Annotated in this window: 14 protein-coding genes and 1 tRNA gene; 3 read left to right on the plus strand and 12 right to left on the minus strand. The window is 55.8% G+C overall.

Annotated features, from left to right (window positions below; genetic code table 11):
* Positions 1-252: 252 nt before the first annotated feature.
* Both EYC95_RS13330 and EYC95_RS13335 read right to left on the minus strand, forming a co-directional pair.
* The gene (locus EYC95_RS13330) at positions 253-2,199 is read right to left on the minus strand and encodes a hypothetical protein (protein ID WP_178083836.1); all 1,947 of its coding nucleotides are present in this window, start codon (positions 2,197-2,199) and stop codon (positions 253-255) included.
* Positions 2,196-2,525 (minus strand): hypothetical protein, encoded by a 330-nt coding sequence (locus EYC95_RS13335; protein ID WP_131060771.1) that lies wholly within the window; start codon positions 2,523-2,525, stop codon positions 2,196-2,198. Before EYC95_RS13335 ends, EYC95_RS13330 begins: the two co-directional genes overlap by 4 nt.
* Before the next feature lie 634 nt (positions 2,526-3,159).
* Here EYC95_RS13335 and EYC95_RS13340 point away from each other — a divergent pair.
* The 3 genes from EYC95_RS13340 to EYC95_RS13350 are packed head-to-tail and all read left to right on the plus strand — an operon-like array spanning position 3,160 to position 4,825.
* On the plus strand, positions 3,160-3,402 hold the full coding sequence (locus EYC95_RS13340; RefSeq protein WP_131060772.1) for a hypothetical protein: 243 nt from the start codon (positions 3,160-3,162) through the stop codon (positions 3,400-3,402).
* 2 nt (positions 3,403-3,404) lie between these two features.
* On the plus strand, positions 3,405-4,334 hold the full coding sequence (locus tag EYC95_RS13345; protein ID WP_131060773.1) for a site-specific integrase: 930 nt from the start codon (positions 3,405-3,407) through the stop codon (positions 4,332-4,334).
* Positions 4,335-4,366: 32 nt separating this feature from the next.
* Entirely contained in the window at positions 4,367-4,825 is a 459-nt protein-coding gene (locus EYC95_RS13350) for a hypothetical protein (protein ID WP_131060774.1), read from the plus strand.
* A 568-nt stretch (positions 4,826-5,393) separates the two neighbouring features.
* On the opposite strand, the gene EYC95_RS13355 is transcribed toward EYC95_RS13350, so the two are convergent.
* The 10 genes from EYC95_RS13355 to infB all read right to left on the minus strand — a co-directional run bounded on the left by EYC95_RS13355 (position 5,394) and on the right by infB (position 15,742).
* Positions 5,394-6,383 carry a replication initiator protein A gene (locus EYC95_RS13355; RefSeq protein WP_131060775.1) on the minus strand — a complete coding sequence of 330 codons (990 nt, stop codon included), beginning with the start codon at positions 6,381-6,383 and terminating at the stop codon, positions 5,394-5,396.
* A 2-nt stretch (positions 6,384-6,385) separates the two neighbouring features.
* Positions 6,386-6,589: an AlpA family transcriptional regulator gene (locus EYC95_RS13360; protein ID WP_131060776.1), complete on the minus strand. Its 204-nt coding sequence runs from the start codon at positions 6,587-6,589 to the stop codon at positions 6,386-6,388.
* Positions 6,590-6,710: 121 nt separating this feature from the next.
* Positions 6,711-7,454 carry a hypothetical protein gene (locus EYC95_RS13365; RefSeq protein WP_131060777.1) on the minus strand — a complete coding sequence of 248 codons (744 nt, stop codon included), beginning with the start codon at positions 7,452-7,454 and terminating at the stop codon, positions 6,711-6,713.
* A complete protein-coding gene (locus EYC95_RS13370; protein WP_131060778.1) occupies positions 7,451-8,668 on the minus strand; it encodes an integrase arm-type DNA-binding domain-containing protein in 1,218 nt (405 codons plus the stop codon). Before EYC95_RS13370 ends, EYC95_RS13365 begins: the two co-directional genes overlap by 4 nt.
* 169 nt (positions 8,669-8,837) lie before the next feature.
* Positions 8,838-8,910: transfer RNA gene (locus EYC95_RS13375), tRNA-Thr, on the minus strand.
* Positions 8,911-9,040: 130 nt separating this feature from the next.
* The gene (gene pnp / locus EYC95_RS13380) at positions 9,041-11,146 is read right to left on the minus strand and encodes a polyribonucleotide nucleotidyltransferase (RefSeq protein WP_131060779.1); all 2,106 of its coding nucleotides are present in this window, start codon (positions 11,144-11,146) and stop codon (positions 9,041-9,043) included.
* Positions 11,147-11,341: 195 nt separating this feature from the next.
* Entirely contained in the window at positions 11,342-11,611 is a 270-nt protein-coding gene (gene rpsO / locus EYC95_RS13385) for a 30S ribosomal protein S15 (protein ID WP_003176135.1), read from the minus strand.
* A gap of 117 nt (positions 11,612-11,728) precedes the next feature.
* Positions 11,729-12,646, minus strand: a complete 918-nt coding sequence (gene truB, locus EYC95_RS13390; RefSeq protein WP_131060780.1) for a tRNA pseudouridine(55) synthase TruB — start codon at positions 12,644-12,646, stop codon at positions 11,729-11,731.
* A gap of 3 nt (positions 12,647-12,649) precedes the next feature.
* Positions 12,650-13,051 carry a 30S ribosome-binding factor RbfA gene (gene rbfA / locus EYC95_RS13395; RefSeq protein ID WP_007942872.1) on the minus strand — a complete coding sequence of 134 codons (402 nt, stop codon included), beginning with the start codon at positions 13,049-13,051 and terminating at the stop codon, positions 12,650-12,652.
* 159 nt (positions 13,052-13,210) lie between these two features.
* Complete coding sequence (gene infB, locus EYC95_RS13400; RefSeq protein ID WP_131060781.1) at positions 13,211-15,742, minus strand: translation initiation factor IF-2; 2,532 nt, start codon at positions 15,740-15,742, stop codon at positions 13,211-13,213.
* Positions 15,743-15,747 lie beyond the last annotated feature (5 nt).

Consider the following 15,747-nt stretch of genomic DNA (forward strand, 5'->3'; position numbering starts at 1 on the left):
GAGCACGAGTTCGGCAGCCTCGCGTTTGAATTCAGCAGAAAAGGAACGGCGTTGTTTGGTCATCTGACACCTCGATCTGGCGAGCATTCTCGCCTAAATGGGTGTCCGGTTTCATTAGACCACTACATATCCCCCTTAATCAGATACCTACGCACTCAGCTCGATAGATGGGCCTGCGCTGCGGCGTGTCTAACCAAGCGCATCCCCCGCCGCACCAGCTCACTCGACCGGTGAGCCTCCAGCCCTAAAAAATTACTGCTTCGGTGGAACCTTCTTTGGTGGAATCAGAGCCGAGCGACGCGTTCCAATCGATCTATCTGTAGTGGGCGTCGTGGGCCAATACGCCTTTGCCACGCTACCGGAAGCATTGGGATCTCGCGCCGGACGAGCGTGTGGTGCCGAGCTAGATCCTGTAGGGCTTGGCGGGATCGGTCGTGGGGGAGTCGTACCACCAGAACCACCAGAACCACCACCAGGACTTCTCCCCTTGCCACCAGCAGCGCCTAAAGCACCTAGCCGGCTAATCGCCATAACAGTTCCCACCGCACGTGTAACAAACCCACCGACACCACTGGCCGTGGCCATAGCCCCTGTCAGGCTGCCAGCCAGGCCGCCCACCGAAACGCCAGTCAGACTTGATGCAATCCAAGTCGTAATAGCCAGCAGGATGGCTGCAATCGCTCCCATAAACCCGCGTACCGCATCAAAGTCAGCACCTGATCCTGACCACCCGCTAGCAGCGGCAGCCTGGCCGATGGCAACAGCGGCCATAACGAGGGATACAGCCACAATTAGTGCGTGTGCGAACAGCATCGCGATCACGGGGAAAAATAGGAGGGAGAGCCAACTGACCAATACTCCAACGCCACGCAACGGAGCCAGCAACAGCGCCAACGGCGCAGCGAGTAATACGATCCAGAACAGCCACGCTGACAACAGTACGTATCCCGGCAGCAGGGTTTGAAGATCTAGCCAGCCAGACCAATCCTTGAACATTTGAACACTGGCAAGAATTCCAGCTCCGATTTCAGCGCCATCCGGCGAAAGGCCGGTGGTTTTCTCCAGTGATCGCGTCATGAAGCGCTGCCAGGCCACGGCCGTGCTCACGGCGCCCACCTCAGCACTTACCCGCTGGCCACCTGCGATTGTTCCCCCAGCTTCTTTTAAGGCCAGGTAGGCCTGCTCAGCCCCCAACTGAGCAATTTTGTAGGCCTCCAGGCAACTGGTAGGTTGGAACATCATTGCATGATCATCAGCCCCGATAACCTGAGACGTCTGACCTGGAATCAACGTTATGGGTAGATACGAGGGTGTTGAGTCCGGCTGCCCGGCGAATAGCGCTTGCCAATGGACTTTGGTCGGCAGTGCATAACGGCCTCCCATAAAAGGACCGGCGCTGCCCAATGCTGCTATTCCTGCCTCACGGCGCGATTGAACCGAACCAAGGTCTACCGCTTTCTCAATCCCTTTCCGGGCGGCACCTCCACCCAGAAGGTAGTTAAGCCACCCGCCGTTTTCCTCAGCCGATCCGGTCATATAGGTCGTGATGCCGCCGCCCGCCGCCTTAGCTTGAGCAATCAGACTAATTTGCTCATCAGGAATCCCCAACCCGCCGCCGCCGAGCAGGCCGACAGCATGCATCGCCTCAATTTTCGTCGCATGCTCAGCCCCTCCCAATTCGGCCCGACTCGGTGCACAGCTGGTGTTGTAGTCGTGTATCAATCGGGCCAAATCGGTGCCTTGATAGATCTGCGCGCCCCTCGCTGCAATGTCATCAACTGCCGCCTGTGCCGGCACAATCGATCCCGCAATGGTGTGTTCGCTGAGGACGCCATCCAGAGCAGACCTGTACATGCGATGCACGGCCATAGCCACTTTCAGGGTCGTTGCCTGCGCATCAATTAATGTAACCGAGACCCCGCTGGGCAACTGAACGGTCGCTGGTTTCATCCCTAAAAGCATGACAAAAAAAATGACCACGCCTCCCGCCAGGCCACGAGCCAGCCCGCCGTCGGCCACCCTCAACATAATCATGATCAGCCATATGATTCCCACGCTGAAGACCAGTGTTGAACTGCTGTTGTTAAGGGCGGTGAAAATCGGCTGGGTGGCTGCGAGCATCGTCATGCCAACATCCTCCCAAAGCGCAAATATCCAGCTGAACCCCGCGTACCCCTCCGGGGTTGCAGAGGCGCTCATGCGGAACGCCTCATTAGCCACCAGCGCACAGCCAGAACCAGCCTCACCCCCCATAAACCGATCCACAGTACGCACAACGTGAAACCGATGAGTATCAGGTACTGGGCGAATGGAGCGACCAGCACGTCGCCGGTTAGCTGCACCAGATCGTACTGTTCCAGGACGCGCTTTCCATACACGCCAGGCATTAAAAACATCGCCACTATGTGGAAAAACCCAAGAACAGGCCCAAGTACGATGCCGGCCCAACCGGCCCATTTGGTGATCGCCGGCATACGCTCGTATGCCGCGTCCAAAACTGCTGCGATTTTTTGCCGTTTCGACATTCGCCATCTCCCTCATTTGTGTTGGCTTTAGCCAGCCTAAAGGGGGAGCCCCTAGCATCTCCACTCAAGTCACTGCAGTTTCTATGCTGAGTCAAATTTATCGGTACAAGCCCGCTACGTAACGCGCCTAACCGGCGCTTTACATAGCGGGCTTCTATAACTTTCCTCAATTTGACGCACAAATTAATGCGCAGGCAGATTTTTTTGCTAACCCCCTTCTCATAAACCTAAACTAGCCGGGCTTTAACCGCCCTGCCCGGCTGCTCCCCCCGTGTGATTCATGGGAGGGGCAATGGCAGAGAGGCCCTGCCCGCGTCATCGCTGGCAGAGCTTCATAGGCCTCGCGCTACGTCATCGAGCATGAAGCCATGGCCCCGACTACGCGTCGGGAACATCAACGATCAACAGAGGAGAAACAACAACCTAACCAGGTCGGCCAGACCAACAATGGCAACCGCACCTGAGCGGCCAATCAGGAACCAGCTCGGAGAATCCGAGTAGGCGTGATCAGTCCCCGCCTGCACTTCAGTGCAAAGGGGGGCGAACAGGCACAATGACCCATCCTCGGATGGTGTGTCGCTGAACCGCTACGGCGGTCAGACGTTCTTACAGATGAACTACTAGGCAATAACCCATGAGCGATTTCGATGCGGAGGCCGTCGCTGAACGCCTCAAGGCCAAGTCTCGGATGCGACGAAAAATCCGCACCTATGCCCAGCGGCAGTCGGTACTGGATGAGCATACCTTCGAGCTGCTGAAGCTCGATGTAGCTGGATGCAATGCCATTCAACTGCAAGATTGGCTCTCCGAGCGAGGTGTTGCCGTCAACACCTCGACTATCTACCGCTGGCTATACCGGAACCGCGAGAGCAAGTAGCCATGGCCAAATTTGCCAAACCGGCGACGCAGGCAGCGTCCGTGATGAAGAAGCTGCAGGGCAGCCATATCAGATCGGTAGGGACTGTACGGAACTACGAGGACCGACTGAAACAGGTCACGAAGTACCTCCAGGAAAACCGGCTCGGCAGCCTGCGGGATATGACTCCAACTCGCGCCTTGGACTACCTCCGGCAGCGTGCCGGAGTCGTTGGCCAGAAAACGCTGGACATGGAACGCCAAGCCCTCCAGGTCATGATGCAGCAAGTCACTCATCAGCTCCCACCAGGTCAAACCCTGGAGGTCATCAAGAGCACCGCACCGACAGCCCGCAAAGGGAAGGCAGGCCAGCCGACATTAGGTCGCCGACTGGCCGATCAGTCGAGGGCATACGCCCGTGAGCAAATGACCCTGATCGCCACCCGCCAGTCTCCCCACAATGCGCTCGCCACGGAAATTGCCCATGCCGCAGGCCTGCGCGCCCATGAGTTGTTAGGCCTGCGCAGAACGCACCACCAGGCGCCCGATGAACGCCCCGTGCATGAGATGAAATTTTTCGGCATCCGCGAAACAACCATCAGCTACACCGTCCACGGCAAAGGCGGACTCACCCGCGAGGTGCGCATTCCGATTCCACTGGCCAGACGCCTGGAGGCAACACGTCTGGCAGAGCCGCGTAACGTCAAAGATCGAAATATCGACTATCAGCAGTTTTACGGAATTGGAGGCGGTCAGCCCTGGAGCAAAAGTGTTAGCGCTGCCTCTAAAGCGGCTCTCGGCTGGTCAAACGGCGCGCACGGGCTACGCCACACCTATGCCCAGGAGCGCATGGCCACGCTGCAACGCCACCTCCCCCGAAAACAGGCCCTAGAGGTGGTTTCCCAGGAAATGGGGCATTTCCGCCCTGAAATTACCGAGGTCTACCTACGTTGAACCTAAACGACCCCAGCTGGATAAGCAGCAGCTTGCTGTTTGTGATCGGCGTGCTCCTGATTGTGGCAATTGCGCTGGCACTGCTGTTCATCGAGGCCAAAAGAGCGAAAGCAAAGATCGCCGCCACCTTGGAGACCAGCGTGGCTCGACACAAAGTGTTGCTCCAGGAGCAACGTGCAGAGATCGGAATAATCGAGCAAAAGCATCAGGAGAAATTGGCAGTGGTTGCGAAAGCGCATCACAACGAAATGGAAGCCTTACGGGGGATTCTTGCTATCTCTGATCAAGATCGGGATGAAGCGCTGAACACGACCTCCAGGGCTCAACGTCACGTCGACATGCTGCAAGAAAAAGTTGATCACTTCTCCACGTTAATGTCGTCATGGGCAGTGGGCAACGATGAGACGGCGACAGCTGTAATGCACGCTCTTAGAGCAGATCATGCCACCGCCAAGGAGCAAACTCGTTGGGGGCTCCCCTCGAATGGATGACATGCCTGCGTAGCCAAAAACCTTCTAGGGGAACCAGCAGAATTCATCGATGGCGTACAGAAAGCCCAATCTCTTGTGCTGAGAGCACTACTAAGGCATCAACCGACTGTCATGGACCAGCTACAAAAGTACGCTCTTCATATGGAAACACAGGAGTTCTTCCAAAGCCTCACGGTCGAACAACAACGAGCAATGAAAGCAGCTCTTGAAAATATGGTCGGTCCCGTACAGACAGAAAACTCCTAACCTCATTGCAGGGCGACAGGGCTCCAGTTCATTTGTGGATCGATATGGACGAGCGCCTTCGATTACAGATTGTCGTCGTGTGCAATGGCTAAGATCGCTTGAAAGCCACGCCGAACCTGACCTGCGCTCTGATCGGGGCGGCTGGCGAGGTACCCGTTTTAAATTTGTTTTAAAAGATTTAAAGATTTAGATTGAGAACAACAAATTAAAATGAATATTTTCAAGCACTTACGCAGTTCTCAGGTGGGCAATAGACGGAATTTGGTGGGCAATGTACGGGAGGTGGTGGGTAATGTACGGAGGTTGGTGGGCAATGTACGGATTATCCACAGCCCGGATCTGCGCTCCTGCGTGTCATGATCAACTGCGGCCCGGACAGGCCAGCCTCTTCGTATAAATTATATTCGGGTAGGTTATCAGACCTAATGAGACGCCGTAGGATGCGACAAAATTCCTTGAAACAGGTCATTCCGCTTCGCTCATATATTGTTTTAAACCCCCACTGAGCTCTGTCATTTCCCGCTGCACGTCGAGCTAAACGATAGATGAAGCGAGCGATGGCTGAACCAATCAAGAAGTAGTCTTGATTAACAGTAAGAACCGCAGATCCATGACTATCGATCACTTGTCTATAGATCCAACTCGGTGCCTCAATCTCAACTCGATCTACTCTGCCGCTGACGGTTTCAGAAAGCACGCGATACCCACTAATTAGACTCTCACTTTTGACCTCGCGCGTAACGCATTTAGAATTGCGCGAGGGGCGATGGAGCACGCTCTTGATCGTTGTTCCTTTCAAGCGATCTAATGCTGATTCGATTCTTTTCGACTGATTGCCGCCATCGCCACGCTGACAAAATTTCAGAATGTCTGAGACGTGCGGCGTAAAAAGACGGCTCGGCATTGCACTTCGACCTCTTTTATAGAGATTCATCGACTCGGTTAAATGCGAAATTAGCATCAGTACAATGTCGTAGTCCCAGATCGAAGCCATGCCATCTGGCCCGGCTTTTACTTCAATATATCCATCTGCCAAGTCATAGCGCATGACTTCACCAGCACGACTTTCCCGTTTGGACATGCGAAACAGCGCAACATCCATAAAATGACGACTGTCTTTTGTCGAGATGCCATCTGCCGAAACAAAAAAATCAGCTAACTCACCCTCCTCCGTCACAGCCTTGTTTATGCTAGTTCCACGCAGGCTACGAACCTGCTCGACCTCCACGTCTTGCGGTTTCACGCTGGAACGCTTGCTGTGTTCTTCTAGCTTGGTAAAGATCCGGCCAGCAATTGGCATAATTGCAGACATCGTTAACGAACGGATGCGCTAATTTTTTTTGCAATCCAGACATGAACTTGTTCAGCAGGCCATGCCACAGAATTCGCTCCAAGCGAAATCCCAGCAGGGAACTCGCCCGCCCGAATCAGGCGATAGATCTGGGATTTGCTCAGCCCCACCAGGGTGCAGACACTAGGAAGGCGAAGCAGTAGAGGTGAGACAGATTGACTAGCCATCTGGACGGGTCTCCTTGGAACCGGATTGGATGGCTAGGGATTTAATGGCACCTCAAGCAAGCAGTCGTGGCAATTGCCAGTTTTTCAGGGAAATGCCAGAAATTTTCACACCTTATGCAGACTAACCTTCATCACCTTGAAAATGTCCCTTCATGAACTTCCTAAGGGTCTTGTGACTTTTCGGCATTTCAACTTCCGCAGCCTCTGCTAGCGACAGAATTGCCAAACAGGGATCAAAATTCTTGCGTACCGAACGGAGTCCTAAAGCACGACGCTTAATAGTATCTGCCCGCTTCCCAGATGCATCATCAAGGGGCTGCTCGGTATGAGCCTTATCAACCTCCTTGATTAGATTAATCAAACCGTTGACGATCAAGCTGATGGAGCCCAACTCTTTTGCTTGAAACTTCTCCCCTCCCTCACTTCCTTTAGCTCCCTTATCTGCATTACCGATCAACATGTAATCTGGGGGTTCAATTCCCGCATCCAGAATCCACTCACCAAGGGCGACTCTAGACAAATATATGAGGCCGACTGGAATGTCTTTAGTGGAAGAATCGCTCTCACAGTATGAACGCACGAGGTCTTTATCAATCCCAGGTAGAGGATCACACAAATCATCGAAGTATTTAATCAGCCCTTCAAAAAACAGTTTGTAAATCCTGTTTGAGCGTTGAGAGGAGCCTACCCTTCCGACCCAGAATATGTGATCGGGCAGCGCCACTTTTCCTTGGCGCACGCTGTACTCCAAATACAATTCTTTGATCAGCTCATGTAGAGCGTGTGCAGCCTCTTGAGTATCAACCTCATAGTAACGAGCGTACTCAGACACCAGATCAGGTAGACGTATCAGATCATCATTCATACGGCGTTCTCCACCCCTGCGATGGAAGCTCCGGCACTGCTGCATGACAAAACATCCAAATGGTCGGCATACCACTGAAGCATCTCTCGCCGCGCCTCCAGATACTGAGCATGGTTGTAGGTGCCGCGTATGCTGTTTTTGTCCACATGCGCTAACTGGGTTTCGACCCACTCACTGGGATATCCCTGCTCATGCAAAGTGGTGGACATCGTGTGGCGAAATCCATGACCAGTGGCACGCCCGTCATAGCCGGAGCGTTTCAGCAGTTGGTTAATTGCAGCTTCGCTCATGGGCTTTGCCGGATCGTTACGGCCAGTGAACGCGAGCGTGTAGCCACCAGTAATGTTTTCCAGCTCACGCAGTGCAGCCACCGCCGGCTTGGAGAGTGGGACTAGATGAGCGCGGCGCATTTTCATACGCGCAGCAGGGACCAGCCAGAGCGCCGTATCGAGGTCAAACTCCGACCAAGGAGCCCCCCTCAGCTCAGCCGTACGCACCCCCGTCAAAATCAGCAGGCGGGTGGCGATCTTAACTACATCATGCCCCGGACACGCCTTAATACTGCGTATGAGCTCCGGGATTTCTGCAATGGGCAAGAAGGGATAGTGCCGGGAGGTCGGTGCCTGAAGTGCCCCTCCGATGTCTGCGATTGGGTTGTACTCAGCACGACCAGTGGCAATCGCGAAACGGTAGACCTCTTGGCAGCGTTGCCGAACCTTGCGCAGCTTCTCCAAAGCACCTCGCGACTCTATACGGCGAAAAACCTGTAACCACTGCATGGGCTTAATGTCGGTCAACGGCAAACTTCCCACCTGGGGAAAGATGTCCAGCTTAAAAGCTTCCATAACGTCACCGGCGTAACCTACCGACCATCGTGACGACTTATGTTGATGCCACTCCAACGCAAGGCTCTTGAACGTATTAGCGCGAGAGATTGCCGCCTGGGCTCGCACAACCTTCCGCTCAAGCCCAGGATGCCGCCCCTGTGCCACAAGCTGGCGAGCTTCAGAAGCAAGCTGCCGCGCCTGTGCGAGGGTTACCTTGTCGATGGTGCCAAGGGAAATATGAGACTGCTTGCCATCCAAACGGAATCGGAAGCGCCAAGACTTGCCGCCTGCCGTGCGAATCCAAAGGAATAGGCCACCGCCATCGGCAAGGCCATAGTCCCTCTCGCGTGGCGCAGCATTCTTCACCTGCAGAGCCGTCAAAGTCATGCTGAGTACCCATAGATTATTGAACAACCTAATGGTACTCAGGGAGGTACTCATAAGACAAGCGCTTGGGTGGAACCGGATGGCACCGCATGAAACAATAAACCCGCACTAGGCGGGCTTTATGGGGGATTCATGACACTGCTTGGCACTGCATGAATCTAGTCAATTGTGCCCGAGACAGGAATCGAACCTGCGACCTTCGCGTTACGAGTGCGCTGCTCTACCGGCTGAGCTACACGGGCGGTGGGCTAAACCTAGCACCGGGTTCGAGGACCAGCAACTTCAGGCCCTGTTTCACAGACAAAAAAATGCCCCGCAGTTTTCACAGCAGGGCATTTTTTATAACGTTGAAACGGTCAGGCGAGGGGGTAATTAAACGCCCGAAGCCTTGGCCGCTGCTACGTCTTTGATGGACAGCTTGATACGGCCGCGGTTGTCCACGTCCAGTACCAGTACTTCCACTTCCTGGCCTTCTTTCAGGATGTCGGTCACTTTCTCTACGCGAGCGTCGCTCAACATGGAGATGTGAACCAGACCGTCCTTGCCAGGCAGGATGTTGACGAACGCGCCGAAGTCGACGATGCGCTCAACCTTACCAACGTAGATCTTGCCGATTTCAGCTTCTGCGGTGATGCCCAGAACGCGCTGACGTGCTGCTTCAGCCGCTTCCTTGGTTTCGCCGAAGATCTTGATCGAGCCGTCGTCTTCGATATCGATCGAAGCCTTGGTCTCTTCACAGATCGCACGAATGGTCGCGCCGCCTTTACCGATGACATCACGGATTTTGTCGGTGTCGATTTTCATCGCGATCATGGTCGGAGCGTTTTCCGACAGTTCGGTACGCGACTGGCCAATGATCTGGTTCATCTGACCGAGGATGTTCAGGCGCGCGTCCAGGGCTTGGCCCAGAGCGATCTCCATGATTTCTTCGGTGATGCCTTTGATCTTGATGTCCATCTGCAGCGCGGTAACACCCTTGGCGGTACCGGCTACTTTGAAGTCCATGTCGCCCAGGTGGTCTTCGTCGCCCAGGATGTCGGTCAGGATGGCGAATTTCTCGCCTTCTTTAACCAGACCCATGGCGATACCGGCAACCGGTGCCTTCATCGGAACGCCGGCGTCCATCAGAGCCAGGGAAGCGCCGCAGACCGAAGCCATGGAGCTGGAACCGTTGGACTCGGTGATTTCCGATACAACACGGATGGTGTACGGGAACACGTCAGCGGCAGGCAGCATGGCTGCAATCGAACGACGGGCCAGACGGCCGTGACCGATTTCGCGACGACCAGCGCCACCCATGCGACCACACTCACCTACCGAGAACGGAGGGAAGTTGTAGTGCAGCATGAACGGGTCTTTTTTCTCGCCTTCCAGGGTATCCAGCAGCTGTGCATCACGGGCGGTGCCCAGTGTAGCAACGACCAGAGCCTGGGTTTCGCCACGGGTGAACAACGCCGAACCGTGGGTCTTTGGCAGAACACCGACTTCGATGTTCAAAGGACGTACAGTCTTGGTGTCGCGGCCGTCGATACGTGGCTTGCCGTTTACGATGTTTTCGCGAACGGTGCGGTATTCGATTTCGCCGAAAGCCGCTTTGACTTCGCTGGAGGAAGGCTGGCCTTCTTCACCGGACAGCTTAGCCACAACCTGGTCTTTCAGTTCACCCAGACGAGCGTAACGGTCGGCCTTGATGGTGATGGTGTAAGCCTGGGAGATCGCGTCGCCGAACTCGGCACGGATAGCGCCCAGCAGAGCGGTGGCTTCTGGTTGAGGAGCCCAGGTCCAGGTTGGCTTGGCAGCTTCGGCAGCCAGTTCTTTAACGGCGTTGATCACAACCTGGAACTCGTCGTGAGCAAACAGTACCGCGCCCAGCATCTGGTCTTCGGTCAGCTCTTTGGCTTCCGATTCAACCATCAGAACGGCTTCCGAAGTACCGGCAACGACCATGTCCAGGCTCGAAGCTTTCTGTTGTTCGTAAGTCGGGTTCAGCAGGTAGCCGGTGCTTTCGTGGAACGCAACGCGGGCAGCGCCGATCGGGCCATCGAAAGGAATGCCGGAGATGGCCAGCGCAGCCGAGGTACCGATCATCGCAGCGATGTCCGGATCGGTCTTCTTGCTGGTGGAAACGACGGTGCAGACAACCTGCACTTCGTTCATGAAGCCTTCCGGGAACAGCGGACGGATCGGACGGTCGATCAGTCGGGAAGTCAGGGTTTCTTTCTCGGAAGGACGGCCTTCACGCTTGAAGAAACCGCCAGGGATCTTACCGGCAGCGTAAGTCTTTTCCTGGTAGTGAACGGACAGAGGGAAGAAGCCCTTGCCTGGATCGGCTTGCTTGGCACCGACTACGGTCACCAATACGCTGACGTCGTCGTCAACGGTGACCAATACTGCGCCGGAGGCCTGACGGGCGATACGGCCGGTCTCGAGGGTAACGGTCGACTGACCGAACTGGAATTTTTTGATTACCGGGTTCACGGTGTCCTACCTTCTTTTGTGGCTCTTGGGGAACTTGTCTTCTTGCGAAATTCTTGGGCAATGTCGGGAATCGGCCCAACGCCTGTCCAGGGTAAAACGACTATCCAGATAAAACTTGAGGCTGGGAGCCTGCCATGGGCCAGCGGAAATCCCACTGACACACGGCAAACAACCAACCTCTAGCGCAATCGCTTATTAGCGACGCAGACCCAGGCGACCGATCAGAGCCTGGTAACGGCCCAGATCCTTGCCTTTCAGGTAGTCCAGCAGCTTACGGCGCTGGTTTACCATGCGGATCAGACCACGACGGGAGTGGTGATCTTTACCGTTGGCCTTGAAGTGACCTTGCAGCTTGTTGATGTTGTGGGTCAGCAGTGCAACTTGCACTTCTGGCGAACCAGTGTCACCAACAGCTTGCTGGTAGTCAGCAACGATTTGAGCTTTTTCTTGAACGTCGAGAGCCATGAGGCAATCCTTTTATCAGGAAACTGTTTCAAAGAAACAGCTTCAACAGGCCAGGGACAAATCCCTGTATCTAAAAATGAGTAGTGACCGTGCCTGTTAACAGCCACCCTCGTCCGGTCATTCTGACCGAATCAGTCGACGCGGCGCGATGCGCCCGTCTTCGCTCACTTCACCGATACCGATGAAGCGACCGTTGTGATCCTGTACTCGCACCATGCCAAATTTCGGGGCATCCGGGGCACGTACCGGCTGGCCGTTGAGCCAGTAGAACGCGCTCGCTTCCGAGAAATGCAACAACGGCCAATCCAGCAGGCCGCTGTCCGAAGGCATCAGGAAGCGGTCGACCGCTTCGTTGCCGCCTTCGGCATGTACCGCTTCCAACTCTTCAAGCGTGACCGTCTGCGCCAGCGTGAAAGGCCCGGCCTGGGTACGTCGCAATTCAGCCACGTAAGCGCCACAACCGAGTTGCTCACCGATATCCTCCACCAGGGTGCGAATATAGGTGCCTTTGCTGCAATCCACCGCAAGCCGCGCAGTATCACCCTCAAAGGCCAGCAATTCCAAGCGCGCAATAGTAACAGAACGCGGTTCGCGCTCCACTACTTCGCCTGCACGGGCCAGCTTGTACAGCGGTTGACCATCACGCTTGAGCGCCGAGTACATCGGCGGTATCTGACTGATTTGCCCACGAAAACCCGGCAATACAGCTTCGACATCGGCGCGACCAACGGTCACCGGGCGTTCCTGCAAAACGTCACCTTCGGCATCGGCCGTGGTGGTGGTCTTGCCCAGTTGCGCCAGGGTTTCGTAACCCTTATCGGAATCGAGCAGGTATTGCGAGAACTTGGTGGCCTCACCGAAGCACAACGGCAACACGCCGGTGGCCAGCGGATCGAGACTGCCGGTATGACCGGCCTTCTCGGCGTTCAGCAACCAGCGAACCTTCTGCAACGCGGCGTTGGAGGTAAACCCCAACGGCTTGTCGAGCAGAATGATACCGCTGACGTTACGACGGATACGTTTGACCTGAGCCACCGATTACTCCTTGGCGTCTTCGGGTTCAGCCGCTACCGGGTGCTGATTGTCTTCAGCCACCGCACGCTCGATCAGGGCCGACAGGTGCGCGCCACGCACGACGCTTTCGTCGTAGTGGAAGTGCAGCTGAGGAACGCTGCGCAACTTCATTTCGCGAGCCAACTGCATACGCAGGAAACCGGCGGCGGAGTTGAGCACCTTGATGCTTTGCGCGATGTCTTCGGCGTTGTCCTGGCCCATCACGGTGATGAAGATCTTGGCGTGACCGACGTCACGGCTGACTTCAACAGCGGTAATGGTGACCAGGCCGACGCGCGGGTCTTTGACTTCACGACGGATCAGCTGTGCCAGCTCACGCTGCATCTGATCGCCGATACGTTGGGTACGGCTGTATTCTTTTGCCATGTCTTGTTACCTGTTACTGCCCCACGGTGAAACCCGAGGGGTCTGAAAGCGGCAAACGCCCGGCCTGACAAAAGCCAGACCGGGCGTTGCGTTTAGAGTCCTGACGCGGTGCCGCGCATTTGCATGCAGCGGCTTGGCGTGGCCCTTGAAGTGCGCGAGTTAGAGGCTGCGAGCAACCTGAACCTTCTCGTAGACTTCGATCTTGTCGCCAGCTTTGACGTCGTTGTAGCTCTTGACGCCAATACCGCATTCCATGCCGGCACGTACTTCGGAAGCGTCATCCTTGAAGCGGCGCAGAGATTCCAGCTCGCCTTCGAAGATAACGATGTCTTCACGCAGTACACGGATTGGACGGTTACGGTGAACAACACCTTCGATAACCATGCAACCGGCGATCGCGCCAAACTTCGGCGAACGGAACACGTCACGCACTTCAGCGGTACCCAGGATGTTCTCGCGAACATCGCTGCCCAGCATACCGGTGAGGGCTTTCTTGACGTCTTCGATGATGTCGTAGATCACGTTGTAGTAACGCATATCCAGACCTTCCTGCTCGACGATCTTGCGAGCGCCAGCATCGGCACGCACGTTAAAGCCGAACAGTACAGCGTTGGAGGCCAGTGCCAGGTTAGCGTCGGACTCGGTGATACCACCGACGCCGCCACCGACAACACGCACTTGCACTTCGTCGTTACCCAGGCCATTCAAGGCGCCGTTCAACGCTTCGAGGGAACCACGGACGTCAGATTTGAGGACGATGTTCAGCGTCTTCTTCTCTGCCTGGCCCATGTTTTCAAAGATGTTTTCCAGCTTGCCAGCGTGAGCGCGAGCCAGTTTGACTTCGCGGAACTTGCCTTGACGGAACAGAGCCACTTCACGGGCTTTCTTCTCGTCCGACAGCACGCTCATCTCGTCGCCAGCGTCCGGGGTACCGTCCAGGCCGAGGATCTCGACAGGGATGGATGGACCGGCTTCCTTGATTGGCTTGCCGTTCTCGTCGAGCATGGCACGTACACGGCCATAGTTCGAACCGACCAGCACCATGTCGCCTTGGCGCAGGGTACCGTCTTGAACCAGAACGGTAGCAACCGGGCCACGACCTTTGTCGAGACGCGATTCAACCACAACACCACGGCCTGGAGCCGAAGGCGTCGCTTTCAGTTCCAGAACTTCAGCTTGCAGCAGAACAGCTTCGAGCAACTCGTCCACGCCGGTACCGACTTTCGCCGAAACCGATACGAACGGGGTGTCGCCACCCCACTCTTCCGAGGTCACGCCGTGAACCGACAGTTCGCTACGGATGCGATCGAGATCGGCGCCCGGCTTGTCGATTTTGTTCACAGCAACTACCAGTGGAACACCGGCAGCCTTGGCGTGCTGGACCGCTTCAATGGTCTGCGGCATTACGCCGTCGTCCGCTGCAACGACCAGGATCACGATGTCAGTCGCCTTGGCACCACGGGCACGCATTGCGGTAAACGCAGCGTGACCCGGGGTATCGAGGAAAGTGACCATGCCGCGATCAGTTTCAACGTGGTACGCACCGATGTGCTGGGTAATACCACCGGCTTCGCCAGCAGCTACCTTGGCACGACGGATGTAGTCGAGCAGCGAAGTCTTACCGTGGTCAACGTGGCCCATTACGGTCACAACTGGCGCACGGGAGAACGTCTCACCTTCAAACTTCAGGGACTCTGCCAGGGAATCTTCCAGGGCGGTGTCGCTGACCAGGGTCACTTTGTGGCCCAGTTCTTCGGCTACCAGCTGAGCAGTTTCCTGATCAAGCACCTGGTTGATGGTCGCTGGAGTACCCAGTTTGAACATGAACTTGATGATTTCAGCAGCCTTGACCGACATCTGATTGGCGAGATCGCCAACAGAGATGGTCTCGCCGATCTGCACATCACGCACGACAGGACCGGTTGGGTTCTGGAAACCGTGAGCGTTGCGTTTCTTCAGCTTGGCCTTGCCGCGACCACCACGACGGAAGCCATCGCTTTCTTCGTCGGTAGTACGTGGGGCAACGCGTGGAGCAGGCGCTTTCTCTTTGACCGAGGCACGATGCGGAGCGTTTTTACGCTCGCCGTCGCCACCACCGCTGCGACGATTGTTATCGTCGGCACGTGGTTTATCCGGACGGCGCTGTTCGTTCTGCTTGTTGCGAACGTCAGCAGACGGTGCTGGAGCAGCGGCTACAACCGGTGCGCTTTCGCGTACTGGCTCGGCAACTGCAGCAGGCGCTGCAACGGCGTCGTTAGTAGCGGTTTGCGCAGCAGCAGGCTGGCGACGCGCTTCTTCTTCGGCGCGACGCTTGGCTTCTTCTTCAGCCTTCTGACGAGCAGCATTGTCTACTGCGCGACGTTCTTCCAGCTCGCGTTTGCGCTCGGCTTCGATTTCTTCCGGGCTGCGCTGTACGAAGACTTTCTTCTTGCGTACTTCAACGCTGATGCTTTTGCTGCCAGCAACACGCAGCGTGCTGGTGGTTTTGCGCTGCAATGTAATCTTGCGCGGTTCTTCCACTTTCGCCTTGTGGCTGCTCTTCAAGTGAGTCAGCAAAGACTGCTTCTCACTATCGCTCACACCTTCATCGGCGGCGGTGTGCGGCAGACCTGCCTCACGCATCTGCTGCAACAGGCGCTCTACCGGTGTTTTGACCTCATCGGCCAGTTGTTTCACCGTGACTTGCGTCATGCACT

Source organism: Pseudomonas sp. BGI-2 (genome assembly GCF_004310295.1).
In the GTDB taxonomy this organism is placed as follows: Bacteria; Pseudomonadota; Gammaproteobacteria; order Pseudomonadales; family Pseudomonadaceae; genus Aquipseudomonas.

Excerpts from the sequence above, each read along its gene's own strand:
- EYC95_RS13330 (WP_178083836.1), bottom strand. The coding sequence starts at position 2,199 with ATGAGCGCCTCTGCAACCCCGGAGGGGTACGCGGGGTTCAGCTGGATA.
- EYC95_RS13335 (WP_131060771.1), bottom strand. The coding sequence starts at position 2,525 with ATGTCGAAACGGCAAAAAATCGCAGCAGTTTTGGACGCGGCATACGAG.
- EYC95_RS13340 (WP_131060772.1), top strand. The coding sequence starts at position 3,160 with ATGAGCGATTTCGATGCGGAGGCCGTCGCTGAACGCCTCAAGGCCAAG.
- EYC95_RS13345 (WP_131060773.1), top strand. The coding sequence starts at position 3,405 with ATGGCCAAATTTGCCAAACCGGCGACGCAGGCAGCGTCCGTGATGAAG.
- EYC95_RS13355 (WP_131060775.1), bottom strand. The coding sequence starts at position 6,383 with ATGTCTGCAATTATGCCAATTGCTGGCCGGATCTTTACCAAGCTAGAA.
- EYC95_RS13360 (WP_131060776.1), bottom strand. The coding sequence starts at position 6,589 with ATGGCTAGTCAATCTGTCTCACCTCTACTGCTTCGCCTTCCTAGTGTC.
- EYC95_RS13365 (WP_131060777.1), bottom strand. The coding sequence starts at position 7,454 with ATGAATGATGATCTGATACGTCTACCTGATCTGGTGTCTGAGTACGCT.
- EYC95_RS13370 (WP_131060778.1), bottom strand. The coding sequence starts at position 8,668 with ATGACTTTGACGGCTCTGCAGGTGAAGAATGCTGCGCCACGCGAGAGG.
- rpsO (WP_003176135.1), bottom strand. The coding sequence starts at position 11,611 with ATGGCTCTCGACGTTCAAGAAAAAGCTCAAATCGTTGCTGACTACCAG.
- rbfA (WP_007942872.1), bottom strand. The coding sequence starts at position 13,051 with ATGGCAAAAGAATACAGCCGTACCCAACGTATCGGCGATCAGATGCAG.
- infB (WP_131060781.1), bottom strand. The coding sequence starts at position 15,742 with ATGACGCAAGTCACGGTGAAACAACTGGCCGATGAGGTCAAAACACCG.